Origin of the sequence: Marinobacter halotolerans (genome assembly GCF_008795985.1) — a bacterium.
Taxonomy (GTDB): domain Bacteria; phylum Pseudomonadota; class Gammaproteobacteria; order Pseudomonadales; family Oleiphilaceae; genus Marinobacter; species Marinobacter halotolerans.
Window position 1 is genome coordinate 1,377,448 of the sequence record NZ_VMHP01000001.1, and the last position, 26,727, is coordinate 1,404,174.

General features: G+C 59.0%; 26 protein-coding genes. 21 read left to right on the forward strand and 5 right to left on the reverse strand.

Going from position 1 to position 26,727, the window contains the following annotated elements; genetic code table 11:
- The 4 genes from FPL19_RS06455 to FPL19_RS06470 all read left to right on the forward strand — a co-directional run bounded on the left by FPL19_RS06455 (position 1) and on the right by FPL19_RS06470 (position 2,646).
- Positions 1 to 465: a chemotaxis protein CheW gene (locus FPL19_RS06455; protein WP_150911639.1), complete on the forward strand. Its 465-nt coding sequence runs from the start codon at positions 1 to 3 to the stop codon at positions 463 to 465.
- 100 nt (positions 466 to 565) lie between these two features.
- A complete protein-coding gene (locus FPL19_RS06460) occupies positions 566 to 1,072 on the forward strand; it encodes a Fur family transcriptional regulator (RefSeq protein ID WP_150911640.1) in 507 nt (168 codons plus the stop codon).
- Positions 1,065 to 1,847, forward strand: a complete 783-nt coding sequence (gene znuC / locus FPL19_RS06465; protein WP_150911641.1) for a zinc ABC transporter ATP-binding protein ZnuC — start codon at positions 1,065 to 1,067, stop codon at positions 1,845 to 1,847. Before FPL19_RS06460 ends, znuC begins: the two co-directional genes overlap by 8 nt.
- Before the next feature lie 7 nt (positions 1,848 to 1,854).
- Positions 1,855 to 2,646, forward strand: coding sequence for an iron chelate uptake ABC transporter family permease subunit (locus FPL19_RS06470; protein WP_404802815.1), 792 nt, complete (start codon positions 1,855 to 1,857; stop codon positions 2,644 to 2,646).
- An 11-nt stretch (positions 2,647 to 2,657) separates the two neighbouring features.
- On the opposite strand, the gene FPL19_RS06475 is transcribed toward FPL19_RS06470, so the two are convergent.
- Entirely contained in the window at positions 2,658 to 3,740 is a 1,083-nt protein-coding gene (locus tag FPL19_RS06475) for a patatin-like phospholipase family protein (RefSeq protein WP_150911643.1), read from the reverse strand.
- A 114-nt stretch (positions 3,741 to 3,854) separates the two neighbouring features.
- Here FPL19_RS06475 and FPL19_RS06480 point away from each other — a divergent pair, with 114 nt between their 5' ends.
- Positions 3,855 to 4,919, forward strand: a complete 1,065-nt coding sequence (locus tag FPL19_RS06480; RefSeq protein ID WP_150911644.1) for a GGDEF domain-containing protein — start codon at positions 3,855 to 3,857, stop codon at positions 4,917 to 4,919.
- On the opposite strand, the gene FPL19_RS06485 is transcribed toward FPL19_RS06480, so the two are convergent.
- A complete protein-coding gene (locus FPL19_RS06485) occupies positions 4,913 to 5,830 on the reverse strand; it encodes an alpha/beta fold hydrolase (RefSeq protein ID WP_150911645.1) in 918 nt (305 codons plus the stop codon). The genes FPL19_RS06480 and FPL19_RS06485 overlap by 7 nt on opposite strands.
- A 214-nt stretch (positions 5,831 to 6,044) precedes the next feature.
- Between FPL19_RS06485 and folE the strand changes: the two genes are divergently transcribed.
- The 10 genes from folE (at position 6,045) to FPL19_RS06535 (ending at position 17,585) form a co-directional block, all read left to right on the forward strand.
- Positions 6,045 to 6,611 (forward strand): GTP cyclohydrolase I FolE, encoded by a 567-nt coding sequence (gene folE / locus FPL19_RS06490; RefSeq protein WP_150911646.1) that lies wholly within the window; start codon positions 6,045 to 6,047, stop codon positions 6,609 to 6,611.
- 20 nt (positions 6,612 to 6,631) lie between these two features.
- Positions 6,632 to 7,006, forward strand: coding sequence for a dihydroneopterin triphosphate 2'-epimerase (gene folX / locus FPL19_RS06495; protein ID WP_150911647.1), 375 nt, complete (start codon positions 6,632 to 6,634; stop codon positions 7,004 to 7,006).
- Between the two features lie 81 nt (positions 7,007 to 7,087).
- A complete protein-coding gene (locus tag FPL19_RS06500) occupies positions 7,088 to 9,349 on the forward strand; it encodes a bifunctional diguanylate cyclase/phosphodiesterase (protein ID WP_150911648.1) in 2,262 nt (753 codons plus the stop codon).
- Between the two features lie 58 nt (positions 9,350 to 9,407).
- Positions 9,408 to 9,728, forward strand: coding sequence for a hypothetical protein (locus FPL19_RS06505; RefSeq protein WP_150911649.1), 321 nt, complete (start codon positions 9,408 to 9,410; stop codon positions 9,726 to 9,728).
- A gap of 156 nt (positions 9,729 to 9,884) precedes the next feature.
- On the forward strand, positions 9,885 to 10,325 hold the full coding sequence (locus FPL19_RS06510; RefSeq protein ID WP_150911650.1) for a MerR family transcriptional regulator: 441 nt from the start codon (positions 9,885 to 9,887) through the stop codon (positions 10,323 to 10,325).
- The gene (locus FPL19_RS06515) at positions 10,322 to 12,889 is read left to right on the forward strand and encodes a heavy metal translocating P-type ATPase (RefSeq protein ID WP_150911651.1); all 2,568 of its coding nucleotides are present in this window, start codon (positions 10,322 to 10,324) and stop codon (positions 12,887 to 12,889) included. Before FPL19_RS06510 ends, FPL19_RS06515 begins: the two co-directional genes overlap by 4 nt.
- Before the next feature lie 125 nt (positions 12,890 to 13,014).
- Positions 13,015 to 13,464 (forward strand): DUF411 domain-containing protein, encoded by a 450-nt coding sequence (locus tag FPL19_RS06520; RefSeq protein WP_150911652.1) that lies wholly within the window; start codon positions 13,015 to 13,017, stop codon positions 13,462 to 13,464.
- A gap of 73 nt (positions 13,465 to 13,537) precedes the next feature.
- Positions 13,538 to 15,256 carry a sensor domain-containing diguanylate cyclase gene (locus FPL19_RS06525; protein ID WP_150911653.1) on the forward strand — a complete coding sequence of 573 codons (1,719 nt, stop codon included), beginning with the start codon at positions 13,538 to 13,540 and terminating at the stop codon, positions 15,254 to 15,256.
- 73 nt (positions 15,257 to 15,329) lie between these two features.
- Entirely contained in the window at positions 15,330 to 17,309 is a 1,980-nt protein-coding gene (locus tag FPL19_RS06530; protein ID WP_150911654.1) for a ribonuclease R family protein, read from the forward strand.
- A 63-nt stretch (positions 17,310 to 17,372) separates the two neighbouring features.
- Entirely contained in the window at positions 17,373 to 17,585 is a 213-nt protein-coding gene (locus FPL19_RS06535) for a hypothetical protein (RefSeq protein ID WP_150911655.1), read from the forward strand.
- On the opposite strand, the gene FPL19_RS06540 is transcribed toward FPL19_RS06535, so the two are convergent.
- The gene (locus FPL19_RS06540) at positions 17,582 to 18,478 is read right to left on the reverse strand and encodes an acyltransferase (RefSeq protein ID WP_150911656.1); all 897 of its coding nucleotides are present in this window, start codon (positions 18,476 to 18,478) and stop codon (positions 17,582 to 17,584) included. The genes FPL19_RS06535 and FPL19_RS06540 overlap by 4 nt on opposite strands.
- 186 nt (positions 18,479 to 18,664) lie before the next feature.
- On the opposite strand from FPL19_RS06540, the gene FPL19_RS06545 reads away from it, so the two are divergent.
- Positions 18,665 to 19,762 (forward strand): alpha/beta fold hydrolase, encoded by a 1,098-nt coding sequence (locus FPL19_RS06545; protein ID WP_150911657.1) that lies wholly within the window; start codon positions 18,665 to 18,667, stop codon positions 19,760 to 19,762.
- Positions 19,763 to 19,834: 72 nt separating this feature from the next.
- On the opposite strand, the gene FPL19_RS06550 is transcribed toward FPL19_RS06545, so the two are convergent.
- Positions 19,835 to 20,506, reverse strand: coding sequence for a haloacid dehalogenase type II (locus FPL19_RS06550; RefSeq protein WP_150911658.1), 672 nt, complete (start codon positions 20,504 to 20,506; stop codon positions 19,835 to 19,837).
- 99 nt (positions 20,507 to 20,605) lie between these two features.
- On the opposite strand from FPL19_RS06550, the gene FPL19_RS06555 reads away from it, so the two are divergent.
- From FPL19_RS06555 to FPL19_RS06575, 5 genes are all read left to right on the forward strand, one after another.
- Entirely contained in the window at positions 20,606 to 21,820 is a 1,215-nt protein-coding gene (locus FPL19_RS06555; protein WP_150911659.1) for an alpha/beta fold hydrolase, read from the forward strand.
- A gap of 21 nt (positions 21,821 to 21,841) precedes the next feature.
- Positions 21,842 to 22,744 (forward strand): LysR family transcriptional regulator, encoded by a 903-nt coding sequence (locus FPL19_RS06560; protein ID WP_150911660.1) that lies wholly within the window; start codon positions 21,842 to 21,844, stop codon positions 22,742 to 22,744.
- 227 nt (positions 22,745 to 22,971) lie between these two features.
- Positions 22,972 to 24,177: a Bcr/CflA family multidrug efflux MFS transporter gene (locus FPL19_RS06565; RefSeq protein WP_150911661.1), complete on the forward strand. Its 1,206-nt coding sequence runs from the start codon at positions 22,972 to 22,974 to the stop codon at positions 24,175 to 24,177.
- A 93-nt stretch (positions 24,178 to 24,270) separates the two neighbouring features.
- Positions 24,271 to 24,768 carry a thiol peroxidase gene (gene tpx, locus FPL19_RS06570; RefSeq protein ID WP_150911662.1) on the forward strand — a complete coding sequence of 166 codons (498 nt, stop codon included), beginning with the start codon at positions 24,271 to 24,273 and terminating at the stop codon, positions 24,766 to 24,768.
- 59 nt (positions 24,769 to 24,827) lie between these two features.
- The gene (locus tag FPL19_RS06575) at positions 24,828 to 26,102 is read left to right on the forward strand and encodes an MATE family efflux transporter (RefSeq protein ID WP_191965260.1); all 1,275 of its coding nucleotides are present in this window, start codon (positions 24,828 to 24,830) and stop codon (positions 26,100 to 26,102) included.
- Here FPL19_RS06575 and FPL19_RS06580 read toward each other — a convergent pair whose 3' ends face one another.
- Positions 26,103 to 26,534, reverse strand: a complete 432-nt coding sequence (locus FPL19_RS06580) for a thioesterase family protein (RefSeq protein WP_150911664.1) — start codon at positions 26,532 to 26,534, stop codon at positions 26,103 to 26,105.
- Positions 26,535 to 26,727: the final 193 nt, after the last annotated feature.

Sequence of the window (26,727 nt, forward strand, 5' to 3'; positions counted from 1 at the left end):
ATGAAAGACACAACCGATACCCTCTCCTGCGTCATGATTCCTATGAACGGACGACAGTTGCTGCTACCCAACGTTTCCATCGCCGAGGTGGTGGATTTCGTCAGCACCGAGGCACCGGCCGGCGCACCGGAATGGATGGCGGGCATGCTGGAATGGCGGGGGCTCAGCCTGCCGGTGATTTCCTACGATGCGGCCAATGGCGGCCATGCCACTGCTCCCGGCGGTAATCGTGGGCGGATTGTGGTTCTCAACACCATTGGCGACCATCACAATTCCGTGCCCTTTATGGCATTGGTCACCCAGGGTATTCCCAGCCAGACACGTCTGACCGAAGATCAGGTCAAAAGAATCGACGGAGACACCGGTTCCGCTGACCTGATGCAGGTAGAAGTGGAAGGTGAAACCGCCTATATCCCGGACCTGGGCTTCCTCGAATCATTGGCGGTGGAAGCCTCCAAAGGCTGATCCGCTTCCCCCGGAGACGGGCAGGCCAAGCTCCCGGGCACTGGATAGGCACTGGCGAACGCGAATGTTATAATGTTTCAAATTCGCCAGGACTGCTTCCATGTCAGCCAAAGCATTACCCTATCGTCACCACAACCACGATGCCTGCATCGCCGACGCGCTGGCTGACGCGAAGACCATCTGCCAGCGGCAGAATGCCCGGTTGACCGCCACCCGCGAGCGGGTTCTGGAACTGATCTGGCAATCCCATCGACCGCTCGGAGCCTATGATGTGCTGGCCATGCTAACCCAGGATGGCCACAATGCAGCGCCGCCCACGGTTTACCGGGCGCTGGACTTTCTCCAGCAGCAGGGACTGGTGCACCGGATTGCGTCACTGAATGCCTTTATCGGCTGCGCCCACGCGGGCACACGGCATCAGGGCATGTTCCTGATCTGTCAGCGCTGCAATAATGTCCTGGAACTCTCCGCTCCGGACGTATCCGACGCCATTGCCAACGCGGCGTCTGAGGTCCGGTTCCGGCCCGATAACGTCATGGTCGAGGTATCCGGCGTATGCCCGGCCTGTGCGGGGCAGGCAGACGGTGCGGGAAAAACCGATGAGTAATGCCCTGGCCACCCTGCATCAGCTGACTATCGCATTCGACGATCGGGTGATTGTTGACCGCGTCGACCTGACCATTCATCGGGGCGACATCATCACGGTAATCGGTCCTAACGGCGCAGGCAAAACCACCCTGATCAAGGCTATTCTCGGCATACAGAAGGCCAGCCAGGGCCGTATCAACCTGCAACCGGGGTTGACCGTCGGCTACGTACCCCAGCATCTGACCCTGGAACCCACACTGCCGCTAAGCGTCCGGCGCTTCATGCTGCTGAGCGGTCAACCCCTGGACGCGTGCCGGGACGCGCTTCGCCGCACCGGCGTCGATCATCTGACGGATGCTTCGGTACATCATCTTTCCGGCGGCGAGAAACAGAGACTGCTGCTGGCCCGGGCCCTGGCCCGCAAGCCCGACCTTCTGGTGCTGGATGAGCCCGCCCAGGGGGTGGATATAAACGGCCAGGCCGCCCTGTACGACCTGATCCGCAAACTGCGGGACGAACTGAACTGCGGGGTTCTGATGGTATCCCACGATCTGCATCTGGTGATGGCCGCCACCGACCAGGTAATCTGTCTGAACCAGCATATCTGCTGCAGCGGCTATCCCGCGGACATCTCCCACGACCCGGCCTTTATCGAAACCTTCGGCCGACCCGTGGCTGAAAGCCTGGCGGTCTATCACCATCATCATAATCACAGCCACGATCTGCACGGCGATGTGGTGGACGGGGCTCACGATCACTCCGCCCATGAAGGCTGCGACCATGCCCATCATTGACACCATCCTGGACGACTTTTTCTGGCGGGCACTGATTGGTGGTCTCGGCGTTGCCCTGGTGGCAGGGCCTCTGGGCTGCTTTGTGGTCTGGCGACGCATGGCCTATTTCGGCGACACCCTGGCCCACTCTGCCCTACTGGGCATAGCCCTGAGCTTCCTGATCAGCGTACCGCTTAACCTGGGCGTGATTGTCACCTGCGTTGTGCTGTCTGTTGTGCTGGTGCTTTTCCAGCGGAGCCGGGCGCTGGCAACCGATACCCTGCTGGGCATCCTGGCTCACAGCGCACTGGCCATTGGCCTGGTGACCCTGAGTTTCATGCCGGACATCCGCTTTGACCTCACCGGCCTGCTGTTCGGCGATTTGCTGGCCATGAGCCGCACCGACCTGCTTTGGATCTATGGCGGAGCACTGGTTATTCTCACGCTGCTCGCCCTGTTCTGGCGGGGTCTGTTGATGACTACCATCCATGAAGAACTGGCAAAGGTGGAGGGTCTGCCGGTGGAACGCCTGCGGCTGGCATTGATGCTGATGTTTTCTATCGTGATCGCCGTGGCCATGAAAATTGTCGGTGTATTGCTGATTACCGCACTGCTGATCATCCCCGCCGCCACCGCCCGTCGGCTGGCAGGCAATCCCGAACATATGGTGGCGCTGGCGATCGGCTTCGGGTGTCTGGCCGTCAGCGGTGGGCTATCCATGTCCTGGTTTATGGACACCCCTGCCGGGCCTTCGGTGGTGGTGACTGCCTTTTGCGTATTTGTTCTGGTCTACGGCACGGCAAGACGCGCACCGGCGTGATATTGCGACCTTCAGAGCGGTAACAGCACGTCCTTCAGGCGCCCGGAATCCACCAGTTCCATGAATTCGTCACCCAACTGATCGCTGGCCGCAATGGCCTTGCGCCAGGCTCGCTCCCGGCCGGCATCGTTGCCAGCGTAGTGCTCGAAGTCTTTACGATCCGGCAGTTTACGGTCCGGCAGGGACGCCAGATAGTCGGCCGAGGGTGACACCAGCAGCACGTCCTGCAGTCGGGTTGCATCGCCCCGCCGCCAGGGCAGAGACTTATCAAACCAGCCTGGTACCACCCGGTCGGTAAAGTGCGGGTAGAGAATCACACCCGGCTGTTCGTAGGGCAGATCCAGGTGATAATCCAGCAGACCACCGTCACGATAGAGGCCATCGGGGGCCCCGGGTATGTTGCGAACGCCGGCCATGACCATGGGGATGGATGCCGATGCCAACAGCGCCGGAATCAGGTTTTCCCGGCTTAGCGGCACCTCATGGCTGGGGAAATCCACCAGTTTGGACAGCGGCGCTCTGGCCCGCCGGTCATGGATGATGCCCCGCTCCATAAAACGGCCAAGGTGGCGGCGGCTGACCATGTTGGCGCTGATGGCGTTCATCAGCCCCAGGCTCAGGCGGCCCCGGGTATCGTGTTCCAGCATGCCACGGCTTCGTACCACAACGATACTGAGGCGATACCAGGGATGGTCCAGAATGTGGTCTTCGCAGCCGGCCAGCAGTTCTTCCAGAAAAAGCGTACTTTTCCGGCTGACTTCCGCCATGCTCACGCCCTTGGCGAAACGCTGGGCGGTGTAGAGTTCCGCCAGCCGAGAAAGCTGCGCCCTGGGATCGTCGCTGGACGCAATGGCGGCAAACCGCCAGCTGCCAATGGAAGAACCGATCAGTGACCGCTGTTGCGGTGCCCGGGGCAGAAAGTCGCCAAATATTGCTTTATCCAGCCCGGAAATGCCCAGTGCTTTCGGCCCCCCCGCCGCGCCGGGAATGACGTGGATATCGGACGGGGTCAGCGGACTGTGCCTCAGCCGCTCAAGTGCGCGGCGTCCGGCCCGGATCGTCAGGGCAGGGGCTCGGGTATGAACAGAGGTCATTGGGGCTCCTTTATTGAACTCGCACAGTCTAGCGAACTGGCCTGAAGCCGGCTAGACTCGAATAAAGCCCGATCAGGGACGCGGGCCACTCTGAATGGTAAACAGGACTATGTTGTGAATCCTCTTGCGGTAGCAGACAAACTCGATACGAACCCGACACTCACAGTGCTCGGCTTCAAGCATCAGATTGTCTACCATCTCCATTTCTGGGCCTTTGTGGCCGTCGCCCCACTGGTGATGGTGCAGTGGCGTCAGGATCATCCGCTACTTGCTTTTCTGCTGATACTTTTCTGCCTCAATGCCGTGGCCGTGATTGCCCTGCTGAAATTCCGTGCCCACTATTTTCTCAACGGACGGCTGTTCCCGATTCTGGCGGTGATCAGTGCGATCTATTCAACGGCGCTTAATGGCCACGCGGGCCTCTACTGGGCTTACCCAGCGGCTGCCGCCCTGTTTTTCCTGCTGCCCCTGCGGGAAGCCACCATTTTCAATATCCTTTTCCTGATTGGCATGTCCGTGGTGTCGTTTATCAAGTTCCCGGAGGCCGATTTCTGGCGGATCACCTTCTCGCTGGGCCTGACCTGCGTGTTTGTCATGATCTTCGCCTGGCTGGTGGGGCGCCTGCAGGAGGAGCTGACACGGCTGGCAACCACTGACCCGCTGACCGGCTGCCTCAACCGGTCCCAACTGGCGGATGTGCTGAACGTCCAGATCCAGATGCGGGAACGCTATGAAAGGGTTTGCAGCATCATTCTGATGGATCTTGATTACTTCAAGCTGATCAATGACCGCTGGGGCCACCTGGCCGGTGACCGGGTGCTCCAGGAATTGCCCAGGCGCATCCTGCGCCGGCTTCGTGAAAGCGACCAGCTGTTTCGTATTGGCGGTGAGGAATTCATGCTGGTCCTGCCCGAAACCCGGCAGAAGGACGCGGACCAGCTTGCCCGGGAACTGTTGACCAGCATCAGCGCGGCCCCGTTTGGCGAGGCCATTAAAGTAACTGCCAGTGCCAGTGTGGCCGAGGTCAACAAGGGCGAAACCTGGTCAGTCTGGCTGAATCGCGCGGATCAGGCGCTCTATCAGGCCAAGGCACGGGGCCGTAACCAGGTGGTCAATGCCAGGCCGACTGACGAGCCGCCGGCCGATGCCATGACGGACACCTCGCTTCAGCCTCAGTGATGCTGCTTCCAGAAATCACGCCAGGCGCGGTAAACCTCCCCGGCACTTTCGAAATGCGGGTAATGCCCGACGTTTCTCAGGCTCACCACATCGGGCTCGACAATCAACTCCCGAAAGCGGCGGGCCATGGCAGCACCGGAGACAGGATCCGCCACACCGGAGACAAGCCGTAAAGGCTGAGACGCATTCTGCAGGGCGCCCACCCAGCGGTTCCTGTGGCAACGGCGCTCTTCCATGAAGTGGATCAGCCGATGCAGAATGCCCCGTCCGTTGTTGTAGGTGAGCAGATACCAGAAGTCGTCCATCTCCTCTGGCAGTGGCGGCCGGCCGGGCGAGAAAAGACGGGTAAAATTACGCTCAAAGGTGCGGCGGGTCAGGCCAAGACTGATCAGCCCACCCAGCGGGCTGCGCAGCAGTTTCTGGATTAATAGCGGGCTGTGTACCTCGGGGAACAGGGCCCCGTTCAGGAAGCAGACCTGTTCTATGTGGAAAGGCAGTAGCCCTTCCTGCTCCCTTGCCAGCAACTCCTGGGCCACGCTGCTGCCATAATCATGGGCGAACAGACTGACCGATTTCAGACCCAGACCGGCAATCCACCCCTCGAAAAGGTCGGCCTGATCCTCAATGCTGTAATCGTAAAGGGTGGGCTTATCGGAAAAACCGAACCCCAGCATGTCCAGCGTCAGAACCTGATGATGCTGAGCCAGCATCGGCCAGAGCCGGTTCCAGTCCCAGCTGGCGGTGGGAAAGCCATGCAGCAGAACCACAGGATCGCCCTGCCCGGCCATGCGGCTGAAGATGGCATGGCCACCATAGGAAAACCACTTTCCACCCTGCTGCCATTGTTCCAGACTCGTATTCAGCGGCCCCTGCGCAATACCGCCCGGCGCCCCCGACATTACCTGTTCCATATGGAATTCCTGCGACCTACCCTGTGCATCAACTTTAAAGGAAAGCGGCACCACCTGCCAGAATGCGCCGGTTAAATGCCGGACACCTATCGCAGTGGTCCTTTCCGATAGAGCCTTCGTATTTCATCGATAGTGGAGCGGCACCGGGATTTCCCTTAAGCTCACGTCACTATCGAATTCCAGGCGAAACCTGAACGACACCGGACTTTTATTTATGACCAACAAGCTTGACACCCTTGCCAGCCACTATCAGCAGATCATCTCTGGCGTTGGCGAAGACCCGGAAAGAGAGGGTCTGCAGGACACTCCTCTGAGAGCGGCGAAAGCCATGCAGTTTTTGACCCAGGGCTACCAGCAGAGTCTGGATACCCTGGTGAATGATGCGGTGTTCGATTCCAGCATGGATGAAATGGTGGTGGTCAAGGATATAGAGCTGTACAGCATGTGCGAGCACCACCTGTTGCCCTTTATCGGCAAGTGTCATATTGCCTATCTGCCTCAGGGCAAGGTACTGGGCCTGTCGAAATTTGCCCGCATCGTGGATATGTACGCCAGGCGCTTCCAGATCCAGGAAAACCTGACCCGCCAGATCGCCGAGGCCATTGAATCGGCAACCGATGCCAAAGGCGTCGCTGTGGTCATTGAGGCCCAACACATGTGCATGATGATGCGTGGCGTGGAAAAGCAGAACTCCAGCATGACCACCTCCATGATGCTGGGACAGTTCCGTAAATCCCAGGCGACGCGTACCGAATTCCTGACACTTATCCGAAATCGCTGACAGCCGCAGGAGCCACGTCAATGAACGACGCCCATGACATCCACGAAGCCACGGTCCGGATCAAGGACTTGCTGCTTCGTGCCTACATCGGCATCAAGGACGAGGAGATCAATAACCAGCAGGATGTGGTGATCAACATCCGGCTGACCTACGACGCCACCGAGGCCATTAATCAGAACGAGATCAGCGCAGCGCTCAACTACCGGACCATCACCAAGCAGGTCATTGCTCATGTTGACGGCAACCGGTTCGCACTGTTGGAGCGGCTGACCCACGAAGTGCTGACGATCGTCATGGAACACAAGGCGGTGACCTGGGCCTGGGTGGAAATCGACAAGCCACACGCATTGCGCTATTCGGATTCTGTCTCTATTAGCCTGGAAGCACGTCGGTAACACTTAACCAACTGTCTCGCCCCGCTCTCTTCTGGCATACTCCCTGCCTCAGACCGATTCCTGAGTCCACCGGAGCAATCTGTGCCTAAAACTGTGTCAACGCTCACCTTGATAGCCCGGGGGTTGCTTCATCCAGCATTTCCGGCGCTGATTTTCCTGGTGTTTCTGGGCATTGCGCTTGGTTTGCAGTACGGCATCAAAAAACAGGACCGCGAAAGCCTGCAACAAAGCCTGGACAGCCAGGCCCAGCTCATGGCCCAGCGGCTGGAGCGGGATTTTCTGGTTCACGTCGAGGCCATCCAGCGTATGGCGCAGCGACTGGAGGCCAACCCGAGCCTCTCTCGTGACCTTTGGTCAGCGGATGCCCGCAATTACCTCGAAGACTTCGGTGTCTACCAGGCCATTGAATGGATTGATGACAGCTACCACATTCGCTGGCTCGAACCTCTGGAAGGCAACGAATCGGTCATTGGATATAACGTCGCCTTTTCCCCGGAGCGGCTGAAAGCCCTGCAAAAGGCCCAGGCAACCGGCGGCCTGGATATCTCCGGAGTGATTGATCTGAAACAGGGTAGCAAGGGCCTGGTGATCTACGCCCCTGTGGGCGAAGGGCCGTCCAGCAACGGATTCATTGCCGGCGTATTCCAGATGGATGTACTGGCCAGCGACCTGTTGAACCCGGCCCTGACCGACCCGCTGCAGGTCAATATCCTTAGCGATAAGCGTTTGGTCTATCAACTCAATCCCGACCTCACTGCTGACAACTCCTTCGCCAGCACAGCCGACTTGAACCTGCCCACACTTGACTGGTCCCTGGTGGTCACGCCATCTACCCACTGGGCCCACAACCAGCTCAGTGGCTGGCCCATGGTGACCTTTCTGGTAATGCTGTGCATGGGCATTCTGACCAGCCTGACCACGCTGCTGGTTCAACTGATCCTCAAACGAAACCAGGCGCTGCTCAAAACCCGCCGGGAACTGGACGATGAAATCACCCAGCGCCAGTCGGTACAGCAGGATCTGGTCCGGCTGGAAACCACCGACACGCTGACGGGCCTGGCCAACCGCCGCTTCTTTATGGAGGATCTGGCCCACACCCTCGGCATTGCTGACCGCCAGCTACGCCAAGTGGCGCTGATCATGATTGATCTGGATCGGTTCCAGACGCTCAATGATTCCCTGGGCCACCAGTTTGGTGACGAGCTGCTTATCAAAGTCTCGGAGAGACTGAACAACCTCAGCGACGAGCGGATAACCATCGGCTATTCCGGCGGCGACGAATTCATGGTCTGTCAGCAACACGTCGAGAATGTGGACGATGTCATCTTCCTGCTGGGACAGATCAAACAGTGCTTTGCCGATGAATTCGAGGTGCAGGGTCAGCGCCACGGCATTACTGCCACCATGGGCGTTGCGGTCTACCCCCAGAGCGGCCTGGACGCCGACACTCTTTTGCGCAATGCCGACATCGCGCTCTATCGGGCCAAGGATCAGGGCCGCAATACCTATCAGTTCTATACCGAAGGCATGCAGGACCGGGAGGTTACCCGCCTGGAACTGGACAAGGACATCAGCCAGGCCCTGGCCAACGACGAATTTGCTCTGTACTACCAGCCGCAGCTTGATCTTAGGGATTCATCGATCAAAAGCGTTGAGGCGCTGATTCGCTGGAACCATCCACGCCGCGGACTGGTGCCTCCGATGGATTTCATCCCACTGGCGGAGGAAAGCGGACGTATTACGGATATCGGACGCTGGGTGGTGATGGCCGCCTGCAAGCAGCTGGCTGCATGGCGGGATACGCCTTTCTCGCACCTGCGCATTGCGGTGAATCTGTCCGGCCGGGAACTGGACGACGAGCACATTGTGGATCATATCCAGTCGTCACTTCAGGCCAACGGTGTGCCGCCAGCGCAGCTGGAAGTGGAACTGACGGAAGAGATCTTCATCCAGAACATCGAACACAACATGAACCAGCTGACCCGTCTGCATAAACTGGGCGTACATCTGGCCATTGATGATTTTGGTGTGGGTTACTCTTCCCTGGGTTACCTCCGTGATTTTCCGGTGGATCTGCTGAAGATCGACCGTTCTTTTATCACGGATGTGATCGAGAGGCATGATGATGCGGTGATCACCCGGGCGGTGATCAATCTGGCCCACAACCTGGGAATCGAGGTGGTTGCCGAGGGTGTCGAGACCGCGGAACAGCTGCAATTTCTGAAGAATCATCGCTGCGATCTGATTCAGGGCTATTTCATCAGCCGGCCGGTGCCTGCGGCAGAGCTGGAGAAGGCTTTGCGCACTGGAAAGCTGAACTATGAGGTTTCGGTTAGTAGTTGATTGAAATAGGTGGGCGGAATCACCACCCTTTCAGTATCAGTCTCCAAGGTATCGATTCATGAGTTCAAACTATCTGACCAGTGAACAGAATGACCGTCTGCGGCGGTGGGAGTCCTGGAACAAGGGCTACTTCATTGTTGCCTTTGTGGCGCTGACTCTTATTCTGGTGTTCAGCAGCCAGCTGGGGATTTCCAGCGGCGAGAGCTGGGGTCCGCTGGGTGTTCTTATCGCTGTGATCATTGCGCCTATCATTGTGCTGCAAATGCGTCTGAAGTGCCCGGCCTGCGGTTACAAGATTGGCTGGCAGGCCAAGCTGATGGCGCCTGACCAGTGCAAGTCCTGTGGTACCTTCCTTCGGGCGAAAAATACCCCTTCCTGAAAAAACCTTTGACCTGTGAGTTGCTCACAGGTTTTAGGCTATCCTCTAAGTTGAATCTGGTGGCGCTCCTAACGGGTGCCGTCCGTGATTGGACAAGTCCTGTTTCAGAAACAGGACTTGTCCAATCACTCGATCATGCTAGGGGTGGGCCTGCTGATGAAAGTTAAAGAAATAGCGCAAGGTGCAGGGGTAAATCCCGATACCGTCCGGTTTTACACCCGCGAGGGGCTGTTGAAACCTACGCGTAACCCGGACAACAACTACCAGCAGTACGATACGGAAGACCTCCGGCGGCTTCGCTTTGCCAGAAAGGCCCGGCAACTGGGTTTTTCGCTGCCGGAGATCCGGCAGATTCTGGAGCAGGCCGACGATCATCACTCGCCCTGCCCCATGGTTAGGGATGTGTTCCAACAGCGGCTAGCCGAGGTTGAGCGTGAGATTGCCGAGTTGCAGCAGCTGCGCAGTCGCATGAAAGCCGCGCTCTCTGCCTGGCAGGATATGCCGGATGGGACGCCCGATGGCCACACCATTTGCCGATTGATCGAACGCTGGGACGAATCCTCCCCAGAGTCCATTAAGAGGAGCCAGACTCCATGAACGAAAAAACTTTACTACATCCGACGCTGTCGATCTCCGGCGCCTCTTGCCAGGGTTGTGCCAACAAGATCGGCAAGGCACTAACGCCGCTCACTGGCAGCGCTGAGAAGGTTGACGTCAATCTTCAGGAACAAACGGTCTCGCTGCCCGATGGCATCGACACCGACGAGGCGGCGCGCCTTGTCACTGAGGCGGGTTACCCGGCGTCTCCTCTGACCGCAGACGCTTCCTGTCATACCGGTGGGGACCATGCTCACGATCAGGCCACTCATGAATCCGGTACTGAAGCCAAACAGCAGCATTACACCAGCGACAGCGACCAGATTCATCTGGCAGTAACGGGTGCGACTTGCTCATCCTGTGTGAACACCATTGAGAAGGCGCTAAAGTCGGTGGACGGCATTACCGGTGCGCATATGAATCTGGCCGATAATACCGCCACGGCAACGGGTAGCGCCGATCCGCAGGCGCTGATCAAAGCAGTGGAACGTTCCGGCTACGGCGCCAGTGTGATTGAAGACCCGGATGCGGCGGACGAGCGCAAGCAGGAAGAGGATCGCAAGCACTACAAAACCTTGCTGGTGAAAATGGCCATCAGTCTGGGCCTGGGTCTCGGCCTGATGATCTGGGGCATGGGGTTCGGCACCATGATGGTGACGGAAGCCAACCAGGGCACATGGCTTGGGCTGGGTGTGCTGACCCTTATCGTGATGGCCGCCACCGGCGGTCACTTCTACACCGGTGCCTGGAAGGCCTTCAAGTTCCACAATGCCAATATGGACACCCTCATTGCGCTGGGTACCGGCACGGCCTGGCTCTATTCAATTGTGGTTGCGTCTTTCCCTGAGGCCCTGCCGGAGATGGCGCGTCACGTGTATTTTGAAGCATCGGCGATGATTATCGGCCTGATCAATCTGGGACAGGCGCTGGAGCTGCGCGCCAAGGGCAAAACCTCGGAGGCCGTTCGGCGGCTGCTGGATCTGCGGGCGAAAACTGCCCGGGTGATCCGCGACGGCGAAGAACAGGATCTGCCGGTTGAGCAGGTTCGCGTGGGTGACCGGATCCGGGTGCGGCCCGGCGAAAAACTGCCGGTGGACGGTGAAATCTCCGAGGGTAGCACCCGCATTGACGAAAGCATGCTCACCGGCGAACCCATGCCGGTCAGTAAGGGCGAAGGCGACGAGGTGTCTGCGGGCACGCTGAACACCCATGGCTCGATTATCTACAAAGCCACCCGCGTGGGTAGCGAAACCGCCCTTGCGCAAATAATCCGCCTGGTGAAGAAAGCCCAGGGCTCCAAGCCCGCGATCGGCCGCCTGGCCGACAAGATTTCTTCGGTGTTCGTACCGACGGTAATGTTGATTGCCGTGGTGGCGGCGCTGGTATGGTACAACGTGGGGCCAGAGCCCGCGGTCGTGCATATGATGGTGGCGGCCACCACGGTGCTGATCATCGCCTGCCCCTGCGCGCTCGGTCTCGCTACGCCCATGTCGGTCATGGTCGGAGTTGGTAAAGCCGCCGAATATGGCGCCCTGATCCGCCAGGGTGATGCCCTCCAGACCGCAGGTAAGCTGGATCTGGTGATTCTGGACAAGACGGGCACCATCACCGAGGGCCACCCGGCCGTTACCCGGCTTTACGCCGCTGACTCCGACGAGAAGCGTCTGCTGTCGCTGGCGGCCGGACTCGAACAGCACTCGGAACATCCTCTCGCGGAGGCGATTATGGCCAAAGCCAAGGAGGAGAACGCAGCACCCGAGTCCGTCAGGGGCTTCGAAGCCCTGAATGGAAAGGGCGTGAAAGGCGAGCTTGACGGCAAACCGGTACGCCTGGGCAACCGGCGCTGGCTGGAAAGCGAGGGAGTGGATCTGTCCGGTCTGGACGACAGTGAGGAAACGATCACCTCCGAAGCCGGAACGCCCTTGTTCCTGGCCTATGGAACGGAGGCGGTCGGCGTGATTGGCGTGGCCGATGCCGTGAAAGCCGACTCCGAGGCGGCGATCCGTCGGCTGCACGACGCGGGTCTGCGGGTGATGATGGTCACCGGTGATGTGGACGCCACCGCCAAAGCCATCGCCCTTAAAACCGGCATCGACGACTACCGCGCCGGGGTGTTGCCGGAAGACAAGGCCACCATCGTCAGCGAAATGCGCGGTAAGGGTTATACCGTGGCCATGGTGGGCGATGGCATCAACGATGCGCCGGCGCTGGCCGCTGCGGATGTCGGCTTTGCCATTGGCACCGGCACCGACGTTGCCATCGAAAGCGCGGGCATTACCCTGATGCGAGGCTCGCTCCACGGCGTCGCCGACGCCATTGAGATATCCCGGGCGACCGTTCGTAATATCTACCAGAACCTGTTCGGGGCCTTTATCTACAACTCCCTGGGCATCCCGGTTGCTGCGGGCCTGCTTTATCCGGTCTGGGGCCTGCTGATGAGCCCGATCATCGCTGGCGCTGCCATGTCTGCGTCGTCGGTGACGGTCGTGACCAACGCCAACCGGCTGCGGCTGTTCAAAACCAGCAGCAATGCCGGCAAGGCCAATCAGGAGAGGAACCAATGAGTACATTTCTGGTCAACGCTGGAGGATTGATTCTGATGGCAGCCATCGTCTGGTGGTTCTGGCTGTCACCTTCTGGCAACAGTGAGACCAACCAGGATCATAGCCATCACCACTGAGGTAACACCATGAAAAAATCTATGCTGGCCCTGAGTCTTGCCGCTACTTTCAGCCTGAGCAGCCCTCTGCAGGCCGGGGAATCGGTGGACGACATTCACGTCTACAAATCACCCACCTGCGGCTGCTGCACGGACTGGGTGGACCACCTCAAGGAAAACGGATTCGAGGTTCAGGTAACAGAGACCAACAACCTCAACCCCATCAAGATCGATGCCGGGCTGACACCCTCACTGGCCAGTTGCCATACCGCCTTTATCGGCGACTACGTCATTGAAGGTCATGTGCCTGCCAACGACATCCGCCGGCTGATTGCCGATGCGCCTGACGCGAAAGGCCTGGCCGTTCCAGGTATGCCTGCAGGCTCTCCGGGTATGGAAATGGGGGATCGCAAAGATCGCTATCAGGTGCTTCTGTTCAACACCAACGGCCAGACCCGGGTGTTTTCAGAGCACAACTAGTTTTCCTACACTCTTTGTGTGCTCTGCACTATGCTGTTCCCGTGGCAGAGCAGACAGAGTGTGAGGGAATCGTTTGAGCCTGAAAACCCGACTACTGGGCCTTGCAGCGGGGCTGATGATCCTGGCATCACTGGCCTCCTGGCTTGCTTACCGCGAACTGTCTGAAGGCATCATCGAACGCTGGGGCCGCCAGGTTGCCGAGATTCAGGTTCGCTATGACAGTGCCCGTCTGCTCCAGTCCCTGGAGCGGGAGATCGGGCTGGCGCGTCAGATGGCGGACTCTTCCACCCTGGTTGAATGGGCGCAGAACCCGGATGACGAGGACCTCAATCGCCAGGCGATCCGAGAGATGGAAAGCTTCCGCAGCAATTTCCGGGACAACAGCTATTTTGTCGCGCTCAGGGACTCCCGCCAATATTATTACAACAACGCCGAAGGCGAGTTCAGCGGCAACCAACTACGCTACATCCTCGATCCGGACAAGCCGGAAGACGCCTGGTTTTTCCAATTGATTGAGGAAGGCCGCGACTTTCACCTGAACGTCAATCCCGACACCGAACTAGGCGTTACCAAACTCTGGATCGACGTCCTGATGCGCAATGACAAAGACCGTATCGTCGGCATGGTCGGCACCGGTCTGGATCTGGATTCGTTCCTTCAGGATATCGTTGATATCGACCAGGAGGGTATTACCACCCTGTTCGTAGACTTCAACGGCGCTATTCAGCTTTACCGCGACCGCAACTACATCGATTTCGCCAGCATCATCAAACCTGAAGGGCAGAAAAACACGGTAGACCTGCTGTTCGACGACCCGGAGGACAAACAGAAAGTTCTGGGCATGCTGCAGATGTTGAAAAACCGGGGTAGTCAGAATGCCTCCGTTGAAAGCAGCTTTGTCACCGTTGATGGCAGGAAGCATCTGGCCGGTGTTGCGTTTCTGCCGGCCATTGGATGGTTCGAGATTACTCTGCTGGATTTACAGACCCTGATACCCAGCAATTTTCTATGGCCCTTGCTCGCCGTTTTTCTGGCAAGCCTGGTTATTACACTGGTGCTGTTCCACCTGATTATCCGCTCCCGCATACTGAAACCGATCATCGGCCTGGAAAGCGCCGTGGAGCAGGTACGCGGCGGCAGTTTTGCTCTGCCCGCCCTGGACAAGCCGAACAATGAAATCGGTCGTCTCGCCCGCCATTTCGAAATCATGACGGACACCCTGGCAAACTCCACCAGAGAGCTGGAACGGCAAGTGGACCAGCGCACCGAAGCCCTGAACCGACTGGCCCGTGTCGATGCCCTCACCGGCCTGAAAAACCGCCGGGGGCTGGACGAGGCGCTCGAGGAAGAAATTCAGCGAGCCAGCCGCCAGGACACCGGCTTCGGTCTGTTATGGCTGGACATCGACCATTTCAAGTCCATCAATGACCGGCTCGGACATCAGGTTGGTGATGAGATCCTTTGCCGGGTTGCACTCTGGCTGAAAGCCGGTTTACGCCCCTACGACCACCCCGGTCGCTGGGGCGGGGACGAATTCGTTGTGGTGTTGTCACCCTGCGATCGCAGTACGCTGCGACAGATCGCCTCCCGCATCCGCGAGACCATCGAAAGAGACAGTATCGAGACCGGTGCCCCGGTGACCGTCAGCATCGGTGGTTACTTCTGCAAGCCGGGTGAGGATTTTGAAACCGTGCTCCATCGCGCCGACCAGGCGCTCTACCGCGGCAAACAGCAGGGCCGGAATCAGGTATACATTGCCGAAGGCCCAAATCCCGAAACTTCCCCCGCCTAACGGGTCTGACTCGACCCTTCATAACCGGTATACTTCGGCGCAACACTCATTTTTATCCAGTCAGGTTCTGTTCATGCTCAATGCCGATGCACTCAGCCAGCTACGCCAGCTGAAATCCGACATCGAAGAACACAAGGTGGTTTATCCCGGCACCGTCAAGGCCACCAACGGACGTTTCGGCTTCGTGGCACTGGACGATGGTAGGGATGTGTTCCTGCCACCGGAGGAGATGCAGAAAGTACTGCCGGGCGATCGCGTCAATATTACCGAGCAGGACGGCGACAAGGGCAAGACACAGGGCGTGGTGGACGAACTGTTGCAGTCCAGGCTGGACACCTTTGTGGGCCGCTACATCATCCGCGGCAAGGGCCATTTTGTGGCCCCGGAAACCCCCGGCATCAACCGCTGGATCTTCATACCGCCAAAAGAGCGCCAGAACGCCGAACCGGACGATTACATCTACTGCCAGATTCATCGTCACCCCATCAAGGACGGCAAGGGCCAGGCCCGCATTCTGAAAGTGATCGGCAAGGCCGGCGACGCTGGCATCGAGCGTGCACTGACCCTGGCCACTTTCGATCTTCCGGATACCTGGCCAGAGGCCGTTGTGACCCAGACCGAGGCGCTGGACGAAAGCGCTATAGAGGCCCACCGGTCCGAGCGCGAAGACCGCACCGATCAGCCCTATGTGACCATCGACAGCCCCGGCACCCAGGACATGGACGACGCCCTGCTGGCCGAACCCAACCCCACTGGCTGGACGCTGTCGATCGCCATTGCCGACCCCACGGCGCTGATTGAACCGGGCTCGCCCGCGGAAGAGGAGGCCTTTCGTCGCGCCACGGCGATCTATTTCCCCGGTGAACCCCTGCCCATGCTGCCCGACAGCCTGAGCACCCGGCTGTGCTCATTGATGTCGCAGGTTGATCGGCTGGCGCTGGTCTGCGATCTGCAGGTGAACAACGACGGCAGCCTGGGGGATTACAGCTTCCACCGGGCCGTCATCCGGTCCCAGGGCAAGCTCAGTTATGAGCTGGTTTCCAACCTGATTGAAGGCCGGGTCGATGACGACATAAAGGCCTTGCCGGATGCGGTCACCAACAGCCTGGACCAGCTGCATCAGGCTGCCACCGCGCTTCGTAAATGGCGCGCTGAGCATGCGCTTCTCGGCGGCGACCGGCCCGAATTCCGGCTGCGGCTGGACGAAAACCGCCGGGTACGACAGATCGAACCGGCGGTGCAGAATGAAGCCCATCGGCTGGTGGAAGAATGCATGGTGGCCGCCAACCGCTGCGCCGCGGATTTCCTGGGCAAGCAGTCCCGCGGCCTGTTCATCCAGCACCCGGGGCTACGCAGTGACCGGGTCGACAATATAAAGGCCCTGCTGGAAGGCTTTGCTCCCCAGTGCAGCTCTCTGGACATCGGCCAGGCCGAGGGATTCCGGGAGCTGATGAAGCAGACCGAAGGGCTGGAAGCCGAGGTTCCGGTGAAAACCATTATCTCCCGGCAGCTGGCTCGGGCGGAGCTGTCCCTGAAGCCCGGTGCGCACCAGGGTATGGGGCTTAGCGCCTACACGACCTTCACCTCGCCGCTGCGCAAATACACCGACTTTCACGTTCACCGGCTGATCAAATCGGCGCTCTGGGATACGCCGGTGAAAGATCTGGATGACGACCGGCTGGAAATCCTTCAGCGGGCTCAGCTTCAGGCCCGTCAGGCGGCCAACAGCCTGGAAAGCTGGCTGCGCTCGGACTTCGCCAGGACCCTTGGTGAGGGTCACCTTACCGGCACCATAAGCCGCACCACACCTGCCGGGTTCTTTGTTCGCCTGGACTGCAATGGCCTGGAGGGGTTTGTCAGTTGCAAGACCCTGGACGGCAAGTTCAGCTTCGACCCGGTCACCCTGCGGCTGGTCCACAATAAGAATGGACGCATCTTCCAGCTGGAACAGCCGGTGACCGTGTCCTTTGCCGGCGTTGACGATGAACGCAAACAGATTCTTTTCAACCTGGTGGAGGCATCAGCAGAGGCCGACAACGGCGACGAGGCTTGAAAATCCGGCACCGGCGTACCAGCGTATTAGTTGTAGAATAGATTGCTACTGAGGTAAGCCCGGATGCCGATCAGCCCGACAGAGTTCCTCAAAAAGTACGGCTTTGACGAGGAAGACGAAGAGCAGGACCACAGCCTGCGCCACAACGCCATGGAGCATGCCAAGCATCTGAGGCGTCCCCATGCCGGAACGCCCCACGACTGGGAAGAATGGGAACGCTACAAGGCGGAACATCCGGACGAGGTTGAAGACGACGAGGAAGACACCGACCGTTAGGCCGCGTCGAGCATTTTCGAGAGCTTTTCATCCTTGGCCTGCCACAAATTCCCAAGCCAGTTCTTGACGTTCTTGCGGTGCTCGGCATCGCTGGCGTAATCCCGGCCCTTGAGATGCTCAGGGATGTCGACGGTGTCGATTTCCATCTTCACTTCACGAATGTTTCCGCACAGAAAATCCCAGAAACTCGGCGCGCCGCCGGGATAGGCGATGGTCACGTCCACCAGGGTTTCGATAGAATCCCCCATGGCGTCCAGCACGAACGCCACACCGCCGGCCTTGGGCGTCAACAGGTGGGTGTATTTTGATTTCTGCTGGTCGTGCTTGGCCTGGGTAAATCGGGTGCCTTCCACAAAATTCATCACGCTGACCGGCGTGAAGCGGAATTTCTCACAGGCGCGGCGGGTAGCTTTCAGGTCCTCCCCCCGCTTTTCGGGGTGCTTGATCAGGTATTCACGGGTGTAGCGCTTCATGAAGGGGAAATCCAGCCCCCACCAGGCCAGGCCAATCACCGGCACCCAGATCAGCTGCTGCTTGAGGAAAAACTTCAGAAACGGCGCCCGGCGGTTGAATACCCGCTGCATGGCAAAAATGTCCACCCAGCTCTGGTGATTGCTCAGCACCAGATACCAGCTTTCCCGCTTCAGCTTCTCGTCGCCGCTCACGGTCCAGCGGGTGCCATGGGTGAGCTTCATCCAGCCGGTGTTGCAGGCTACCCAGGATTCGGAAATCCAGATAATCAGACGGGTACACAGCACCCGGAAGCCCTGATGGGGAATAATCAGCTTGAATACCGCCGGGATATACAGCAATACACACCAGAACACGGTATTGATTGCGAGCAGAATGGAGTTGATCACACCAAGAAGCGGGGCGGGTAGAAAACTGAGCATGGTCATCCTGTTTTTCTGGTTGTTTTTTACGTGGCTGAATCATAACAACCCGGAATCATAATAGGCAGTGGCCACAAGTGACCAGTTTGCCCGGGGCATTGGACGATTGTGCCATAGGTAAAACCGCCCGGCTGCTCTACTATCGTCGTCCCTTTTCCATTTCTGCCTGAACTGCCCTAACGCCCTATGTCCAATCTTTTCAGAAACGCCTACGACCGGGTTTTCAACGCCGCCAGCATGGTGCAGGCCGGCAAAACACCCTTCGAAGTGCTACACAACGATGGCCTGGTCAGCCTGCGCTACTATCCGCCACTGACCGAAACCACCATCGAACTGGACGACCTGGTGATACCGGTCCAGCAGACCCGCCACCGCACCCCCATCGTGATCGTGCCGCCCCTGGCGGTGAACATGCTGATCTACGACCTGTTCCCCCAGCGCAGCCTGGTGCGGTTTCTACGGGCCAAGGGCTTCGAGGTCTACCTGATCGACTGGGGCATCCCCACCCGCAAACACAGCCACTACAACCTGCACACCTACGTGGCGGAACTGCTGCCGGCCGCCCTGAACCGGGTGCGAGAACACAGCGGCGAACAGGAACTGTCCCTGCACGGCTGGAGCCTGGGCGGCATGTTCACCCTGTTCTACTCCGCCCTGAGCCAGGACCAGCACATCCGCAACGCGATCGTCGTGGGCTCACCCATCGACAGCCACGCCTCAGGCGTGATGGGCCTGCTGTACCAGGGCGTCTCCGGCGCAGCAGATTTCGTGCAGAAACGCACCGGCTTCAAACTCCATGACCTGAAACCGGTCTGGTTCCACAGCCCAGGCTGGGCCAACACCATCGGTTTCAAACTCACCAACCCCATCGGCAGCTTCAAAGGCTACTGGGAACTGCTGGTCAAACTCGGCGACCGGGATTTCGTCGCCGACCACGCCACCACCTCCGCCTTCCTCGATCGCATGGTGGCCTACCCCGGCGGCATTGTTCAGGACGCCGTGGTGCGCCTGTGGATCACCAACCAGCCGTCAAAAGGCAAGATCCAGATCGGCGACGACATCGCCCGCCTGGAAAACGTTAACGCCAGCCTGTTCGCCATCGCCGGCGAAACCGACACCCTGGCGATGCCCGATGCTGTCGGCAAGATTCAGGAGCATATTCGTTCTGAAGACGTCACCTTCCGGGTGGTACCCGGCGGGCATATGGGGATTCTGGCGGGGAGCAAAGCGCCAAAGGCGAGCTGGCTTGAACTCGCCGAGTGGCTGGCAGAAAGATCGGATTGAGGTCGTCGCTGATTTTCAGGCTACTTGAAGAGCCTCGGCCACATGCACCAAATTCAGAGGCCAGAAACAAACCTAGAAGCTGGACAACACCCCGGGCAATTCGGAAAGACTGTTGATAATGGCGTTGGGCTCAATGCCCCAGTCCTCATATACCTTGTGGGGATCCCGCCGAACCCAGATCGCCATCAGGCCGGCAGAGCGCGCGCCGATCACATCCCAGGCATTGCTGGACACCAGGCACAGGGGCTGATCCATGGCACCCGTGGCCCGGCGCGCGTAGGCATAGACCGCCGGGTCCGGCTTGAAACTTTTCACCTCGTCCACAGAAACCAGTCCGTCAAACAATGCCAACAGATCATTGTGGCCCAGCACCTTTTTCAGAGCCGCCGGCGTGCCATTGGAAAACGCGAACATCAGATAGTTGCCTTCCAGCGCCCGCAAGGCCGGCAATGCATCATCAAACGCGGGAAGCTGAAGGTAGGCATTCATCAGCTCGTCTTCACGCTTTTTGGTGAGCGACAGCCCGTGGCTGGCCATGGCGTACCTTAGCGCCTGCCGGGTGCACACGCCGAAATCCTCGTAGGCGCGCATTAATCCCTTGCGAAAGGCGAACTCAAGCTGCTTTTCGCGCCACTGGGCGCTGACCGACTGGGCCGCATCCCGGGCATCGCTGGCCAGAAGCTCGGCCATACCCATGGGATCCACCAGCGTGCCGTACACATCAAAGGCCAGATAGGGCTGCATGTCTCATCTCCTTGTTATCATCCAGTCGGTGGCTGCTCATCGTATCTGACATCGACCGACTATTTGAACATTCATTCAATCCATTGGTAAAAGCGATCCATGCCTAAAGCCCTGTTCACTTTCTTCATTATGCTTGCGGCCATGCTTTCATCCGCCTGTTCCGCCACCGGGCCCCTTTATACCCCGTCACCGACAAAGCTGACGGTGGGGCCTGCTGATGACTTCACGGCGTATCTGGCCGAAACCCGACGCTATATGGAAAACAACCTGGTGCCGGTTGAGGGTTTCCCGCGAGAGGATCAGGTCGAATGGAACATGCCGTTTCGCATGGTTCCGCCTGAATCCTGCACCGACGGCCCTACGCGCGGCATCCTGCTGGTGCACGGTCTGAGCGACTCACCGTTTGTGTTCCGGGATTTTGCCAGAGCGCTGGCAAAAGACTGTGTCGAAGTCCGCACTGTGCTGCTTCAGGGCCACGGTACCCGCCCCGGCGACATGATCAACGCCCGGGCCGATGTCTGGCGTGAACAGGTGCGAACCCACTTCGATGCGCTGGCTGACGATGTGGATGTGCCCCTGATCGGCGGCTTCTCCCTGGGCGGCGCACTGGCCACGGAAATGGCACTATCTGACCAGCAACCCCGGCCAGCCGGGCTCGTGGCCATTGCCCCCGCCTGGCAACTGAATGGCCTGGATAATTATCTCTGGCTGGCCAGCACCGCCAACCTGTTTCTGGACTTTGTAGAAGAGGAGCCGGAACTGAACCCGGTGAAGTACGAATCCCTGACCATAAACGCCGCCGTTCAGCTCAGCGACGTCTTGGACAACCTGCAGCAGACATTCTCTGACCAGGCCCCGTCTGACCTGCCGCTTTTTCTGGTGGCGACCGAGGCGGATTCAGTTATCAGCCTTCCCTACCTACTGGACAGCTTCAACAACCGTTTCAGGCACCCAGACAACCGTATGATCGTGTTCCGGGATCAACGCCGCGACTGGCCCTATAAGCCAGACCCGAAAATCACTCTGCTAGACAGCTACCGGCCAGACCAGAACATACTGGAGTTCTCGCACCAGTCGCTGCCTGCCTCGCCGGACAACCTGCTTTATGGCGTTGGAAAGCCCCTGCAACGCTGCCTGGAACCCAATCAGCTAAGCCTCGAAGAATGCCGGGCACTGCCATCCGGCAAACTCTGGTACAGCGCCTACAGCGACGAGCCTCAGCCGGTGCCCACCAGCCGCCTGACCTACAATCCGGAGTTCGACCGCGTCGCCCGGGAGCTGTCTGACTTTATCCGCACGCGGGACATTCCCTGACAGCCGGTTATACTGGCATTCATGAATTCCATTGATACATTCAATCTCGACACCCGGGCCCTGGCCACCTTTGTGGCGGTACTGGATGAAGGCAGCGTTTCCCGGGCCGCGGTGCGCCTGGGCGTGAGCCAGTCTGCCGTCAGCCATACTCTCGACCGACTACGCCAGGCCCTGGGCGATGCACTGTTCGTCAAATCCGGGCGGGGCATTGTGCCGACTCGCTATGCAGTTCAGGCAGGGCCCCACATCCGCCAGATTCTGGACGAACTCCATGCGCTGCCCTCGGGCCCGCCTTTCAGTCCGGAAACCGCCGAATTCACCTTTACCATCGCCGCCAATGACTATCAGCGGGATCTGCTATTGCCCGGCCTGGCCAACATCTTCCGCCAGCAGGCCCCGGGCATCCGGCTTCAGGTTATCCCCTCCGGCATTCCCAATGCCGACATGCTTCGCAAGGACGTATGCGACCTGATCATTTCGCCCCACGCTCCGGAAACCACAGACATTATGCAACGCGGTTTAATGACGGATCACATGGTGGTGTTCTACGACCCTGCCTGCCGAAAGGCGCCGGAAACCCTGGCGGATTATCTGAAAGCCGACCATATCGGTATTCTGTTCGGCGCCGGTGAGAAGACTGCCCTTGAAGGGTCTCTCGCCGCGCGCGGCCTGAACCGTCGAACAGCGGTTACGGTATCCAACTTTTCCGGCTTACCGGCGTTTCTGCGGGGCACCGACAGGCTCGCGACAGCGCCTGGAAGAATGAGCGATCAGCTTTTAAGCGGCTTTGCCAGCGCCCCGCTACCTTTCGACTACAAACCCTTCACCCTGCTGATGCTCTGGCACAAACGCCACCAGACAGACCCCGCCCACCGGTGGATTCGCAACCAACTGAACAGCGTTGCCGCATCACTGAACAGCTAATCTATCTGTTTTGTTCATACATTGTATGAATGGTCAGGTCGCTATTTGTCAGCCTCGAAAGCGTAGACTCAGTCAACTCAAAGCTAGCGGGAGCGAGGAGGCAGGGGCTTCCGAAACTGTACGGAGCCATGGATGGCGGAGCCCAAGCGTCACATGGATGTGCCGCAAGGAGCGTGTTTCGGAAGCCCCTGCCTCCTCGCTCTAACCCCAAGTTAACAGGAAAAGAAATGCTTGCGCTTACCAGTATCTGGACAACAGTATTGCTCGCCGCCGCAGTTGCGCTCGGCCCACTGGCTATTGATATGTATCTGCCGGCACTGCCAATGATTGGTGATGATCTTTCTGCCAGCGCCGCCCAAGTGCAGCTGACGCTCAGCCTCTATCTGATTGGTTTTGCCATTGCACAGTTATTGTGTGGCCCACTGGCTGATCGTTTCGGCCGCAAACCGATCATGATTGGTGGCTTTGTGCTGTTTGCGATTGCCAGCATTGGCTGTGCGCTGGCGGAAAGCATTGAAACGCTGCTTGCGTTCCGCTTTTTGCAGGCGCTGGGCGGCTCTGCTGGCCCGGTACTGGGCCGTGCGGCGGTTCGGGATATTTATAACCCTCGCGAAGCTGCCCGTATCATGGCGATTCTTGCCAGCATCATGGCCCTGGCGCCGGCTATTGCGCCCACTCTAGGCGGTTTCATGATGGTAAGTCTGGGCTGGGAGTCGCTGTTTCTGGCGCTGGGCGCCTATTCATTGGTGATGGCACTGGTAGTCGCGTTTGGTATTCCCGAGCCGATGAAGCCGGAGCATCGTCAGTCCATGGCCATCGGCAGCCTGCTCCGGAATTACCGGGCTATCGGGTCGGATATCCGGTTTATCGGCTACACCCTGACCAACTCCCTGACTTTTGCCGGGCTGTTTGCGTTTCTGTCCGGGTCGTCTTTCGTGTTGATCGAGTTTTTCGGCGTAAAGCCGGAGCATTTCGGGCTGTTTTTCGCCTGTGTCGTGGCCGGGTATATTGCCGGTAACCTGACCGCCATCCGCCTGGGGCATCGCCTGGTGCCGGATCAGATTCTGGTGCGCGGGCTTGTCGTTGCTGTGCTCGGCGGCGTGACCATGGCGATGCTGGCGATGGAGGGCGTTCACAGCGTCTGGGCCATTATTCTGCCGCAGATGGTATTTATGGTCGGCGTCGGTATGGTGCTACCCCAGACCATGGCCGGCGCATTGGCCAGCTTTCCCGCCATGGCCGGTTCAGCCTCGGCGCTGTTTGGCTTTATCCAGATGGTGGTGGCGGCGTTTATTGGCGTTCTGGTAGGCTACTTTCACAACGGTACGCCGGTGGTCATGGCCACCATAATTGCTCTGTGCGCCGTGTCGGCACTGGCCAGCTACCTGCTTCTGGTTCGCCGTTATCCGGCGGCCGAGTTCCAAACAGCCTGACGGTTCGCAATTCATCGCGTGAAAAAACATCCGAAATGGGCTAAACAGAGTAGGTTGTATCACCAACCACTTTTCTGAACACAGGAGTACATTATGGCCCAGGTCTCTCGCGGCGGTAACCCGATTCAAGTCAGCGGAACATTTCCCCAACCCGGCGAGCAGGCGCCAGAGTTCACCCTGACCAATCAGGGACTGGAAGAGGTCACCCTGGAAAACTGGGCGGGCAAACGGAAGGTGCTGAACATTGTTCCGAGTCTGGACACACCCACCTGTGCCACCTCCACCCGCAAATTCAATGAGAAGGCCGGCGGCCTCGACAATACCGTGGTACTGGTCATCGCAGCCGATCTTCCATTTGCCATGGGGCGCTTCTGCGGCGCCGAAGGCCTGGACAACGTGATCACCCTGTCCACCTTCCGCAACTACAGTTTTCAGCAGGATTACGGTGTTGCCATTCAGGATGGCCCGCTGGCCGGTCTCTGTGCCCGAGGCGTGGTAGTTCTGGATGAGAACAACAAGGTCATCCACAGCGAGCTGGTTGACGATATCAAGAACGAGCCGGACTATGACGCAGCGCTGAGCGCGCTGTAACGGGTTTGTCCGCAGGTTCCACCAACTCTGACCAGAGCCTGGGCCGTCATCTATTCTCGATGACCTGGCCCATGCTGTTCGGTGTCCTCTCGCTGATGACCTTTCAGCTAGTGGACAGCGCCTTTATCGGCCAGCTGGGCCGAGACCCACTGGCCGCGCTCGGTTTCACCCTCCCCATGCAGCAGCTGATCATCGGCTTGCAGGTGGGACTGGGCATTGCCACCACGGCCATCATTTCCAGAACGCTCGGCGAGGGCGATGAGCTCCGGGCCGAACGCCTGGGTGGACTGGTGGTGCTGGTGGGCGCCACGCTGGTGCTCGTACTCTGCGTGGGGCTCTGGCTCTCTCAAACCCTGATCATGACCCTGCTGGGCGCCGAAGAGAGTCTGCTGCCGCTTATTCGTACCTACTGGACTCCCTGGCTCCTTTCCGCCTGGATGGGCGCAATGCTGTACTTCGGTTATAGCGTCTGCCGATCCCATGGTGACACCCGGCTGCCCGGGTACCTGATGGTGGCCACCAGCGTGCTGAATATCGCGCTGGACCCGCTCTACATCTTTGTTTTTGACTGGGGCCTGCCCGGCGCCGCCCTGGCGACCGTAACGTCCTTTGCCCTGGGTTGCCTGTTCATCTATCCCAAGCTGCTGAAATCACGGTGGCTGCGGTTCGACCTGGCCGCACTGGCGCTGACCCGGTCGCTGCGTCAACTGGGCGCAATTATGGCGCCAGCCATGGTCAGCCAGCTAATGCCGCCGGCCTCGGCCATGCTGGCTACAGCCATTGTGGCGGGTTTCGGGTCCGCCGCGGTGGCCGCCTGGGGGCTGGGCACGCGGCTGGAGTTTTTCTCGATTGTGGTGGTGCTGGCACTGACCATGTCGATGCCCCCGATGATTGGCCGCATGCTGGGGGAAGGCAAACTTGAGCGCATCCGCAGCCTGATCCGCTTGGCCGTGCGCTTTGTGGTGGTCTGGCATCTGGCGATTGGTTTGCTATGGGCCGCCACCTCTGGGCTGGCCTCGGAGCTGTTCACCAGTGACAAAGCGGTCAGCGACGTGCTCGGCAGCTACCTTGTTCGGGTACCGCTGAGCTACAGCGGCCTGGGTGTGTGTATCCTGATGGTGTCCGTATGCAATGCTCTGGGAATGGCCATGCGTGGGCTGCTGGTGTCCACGCTGCGACTGTTCGCCTGTTTTCTGCCGTTTCTCTGGGTTGGGGCGCAACTGGGCGGCATCAGCGGCCTGATGACCGGGGCGCTGATCGGCAATCTGCTGGCCGGTGTTATGGCCTACCTGTTCTACCGCCGGGGCATTCGACTGCTGACTGCCAGGGCCTGATCAGTCAGTACCGAACCTGGCCCGGAAGCTGTCGGGCATGGGCACCACGGACTTGCGCTGATAATCGAAAAACACGAAACCATACTTGGCCATCGCAACCGGCTGACCGCTTTGGGCTTTGGTCACGCGGAATACGAAATCGCCGCCGTATTTGTTGAAGTCCATCAGGCCGACTTCAAAGCGGAGCATTTCCGGGAAGAAGGATTCCGACTGGTACATGGTGGCCAGGTCGGTCACGATGATGCCGATGCCGTCGTTTCCGGCCTCCTGAATGCCATAATTCACCAGGAACTGGGCCCGGGCTTCGGACAGCATGGAGATCAGGGCGTCGTTGCCCAGGTGGTTGGCGCCGTTGATGTCGGTGATGCGAACCGGCATCTGGGTCTCGAAGTAAAAGACGTTGTCCGGGAATGAAAGCTTGATGCGGGCCAACTTTAGACTCCTGTCTGATAGCCATTGTGGGGGTTGGCAATGATACTTGGTTGTTTGTACGCCTTCACCCCCGGGACACCGGCTTGATTAGTAGCTATCTTGGGTTTATCTGTGGCGCCCTCAACTTTGCGGTGCAGCAGCGATCAGGATAGTACTTTCAAAACACGCTCCTTCGGCCCATCCCTGGGGCGCT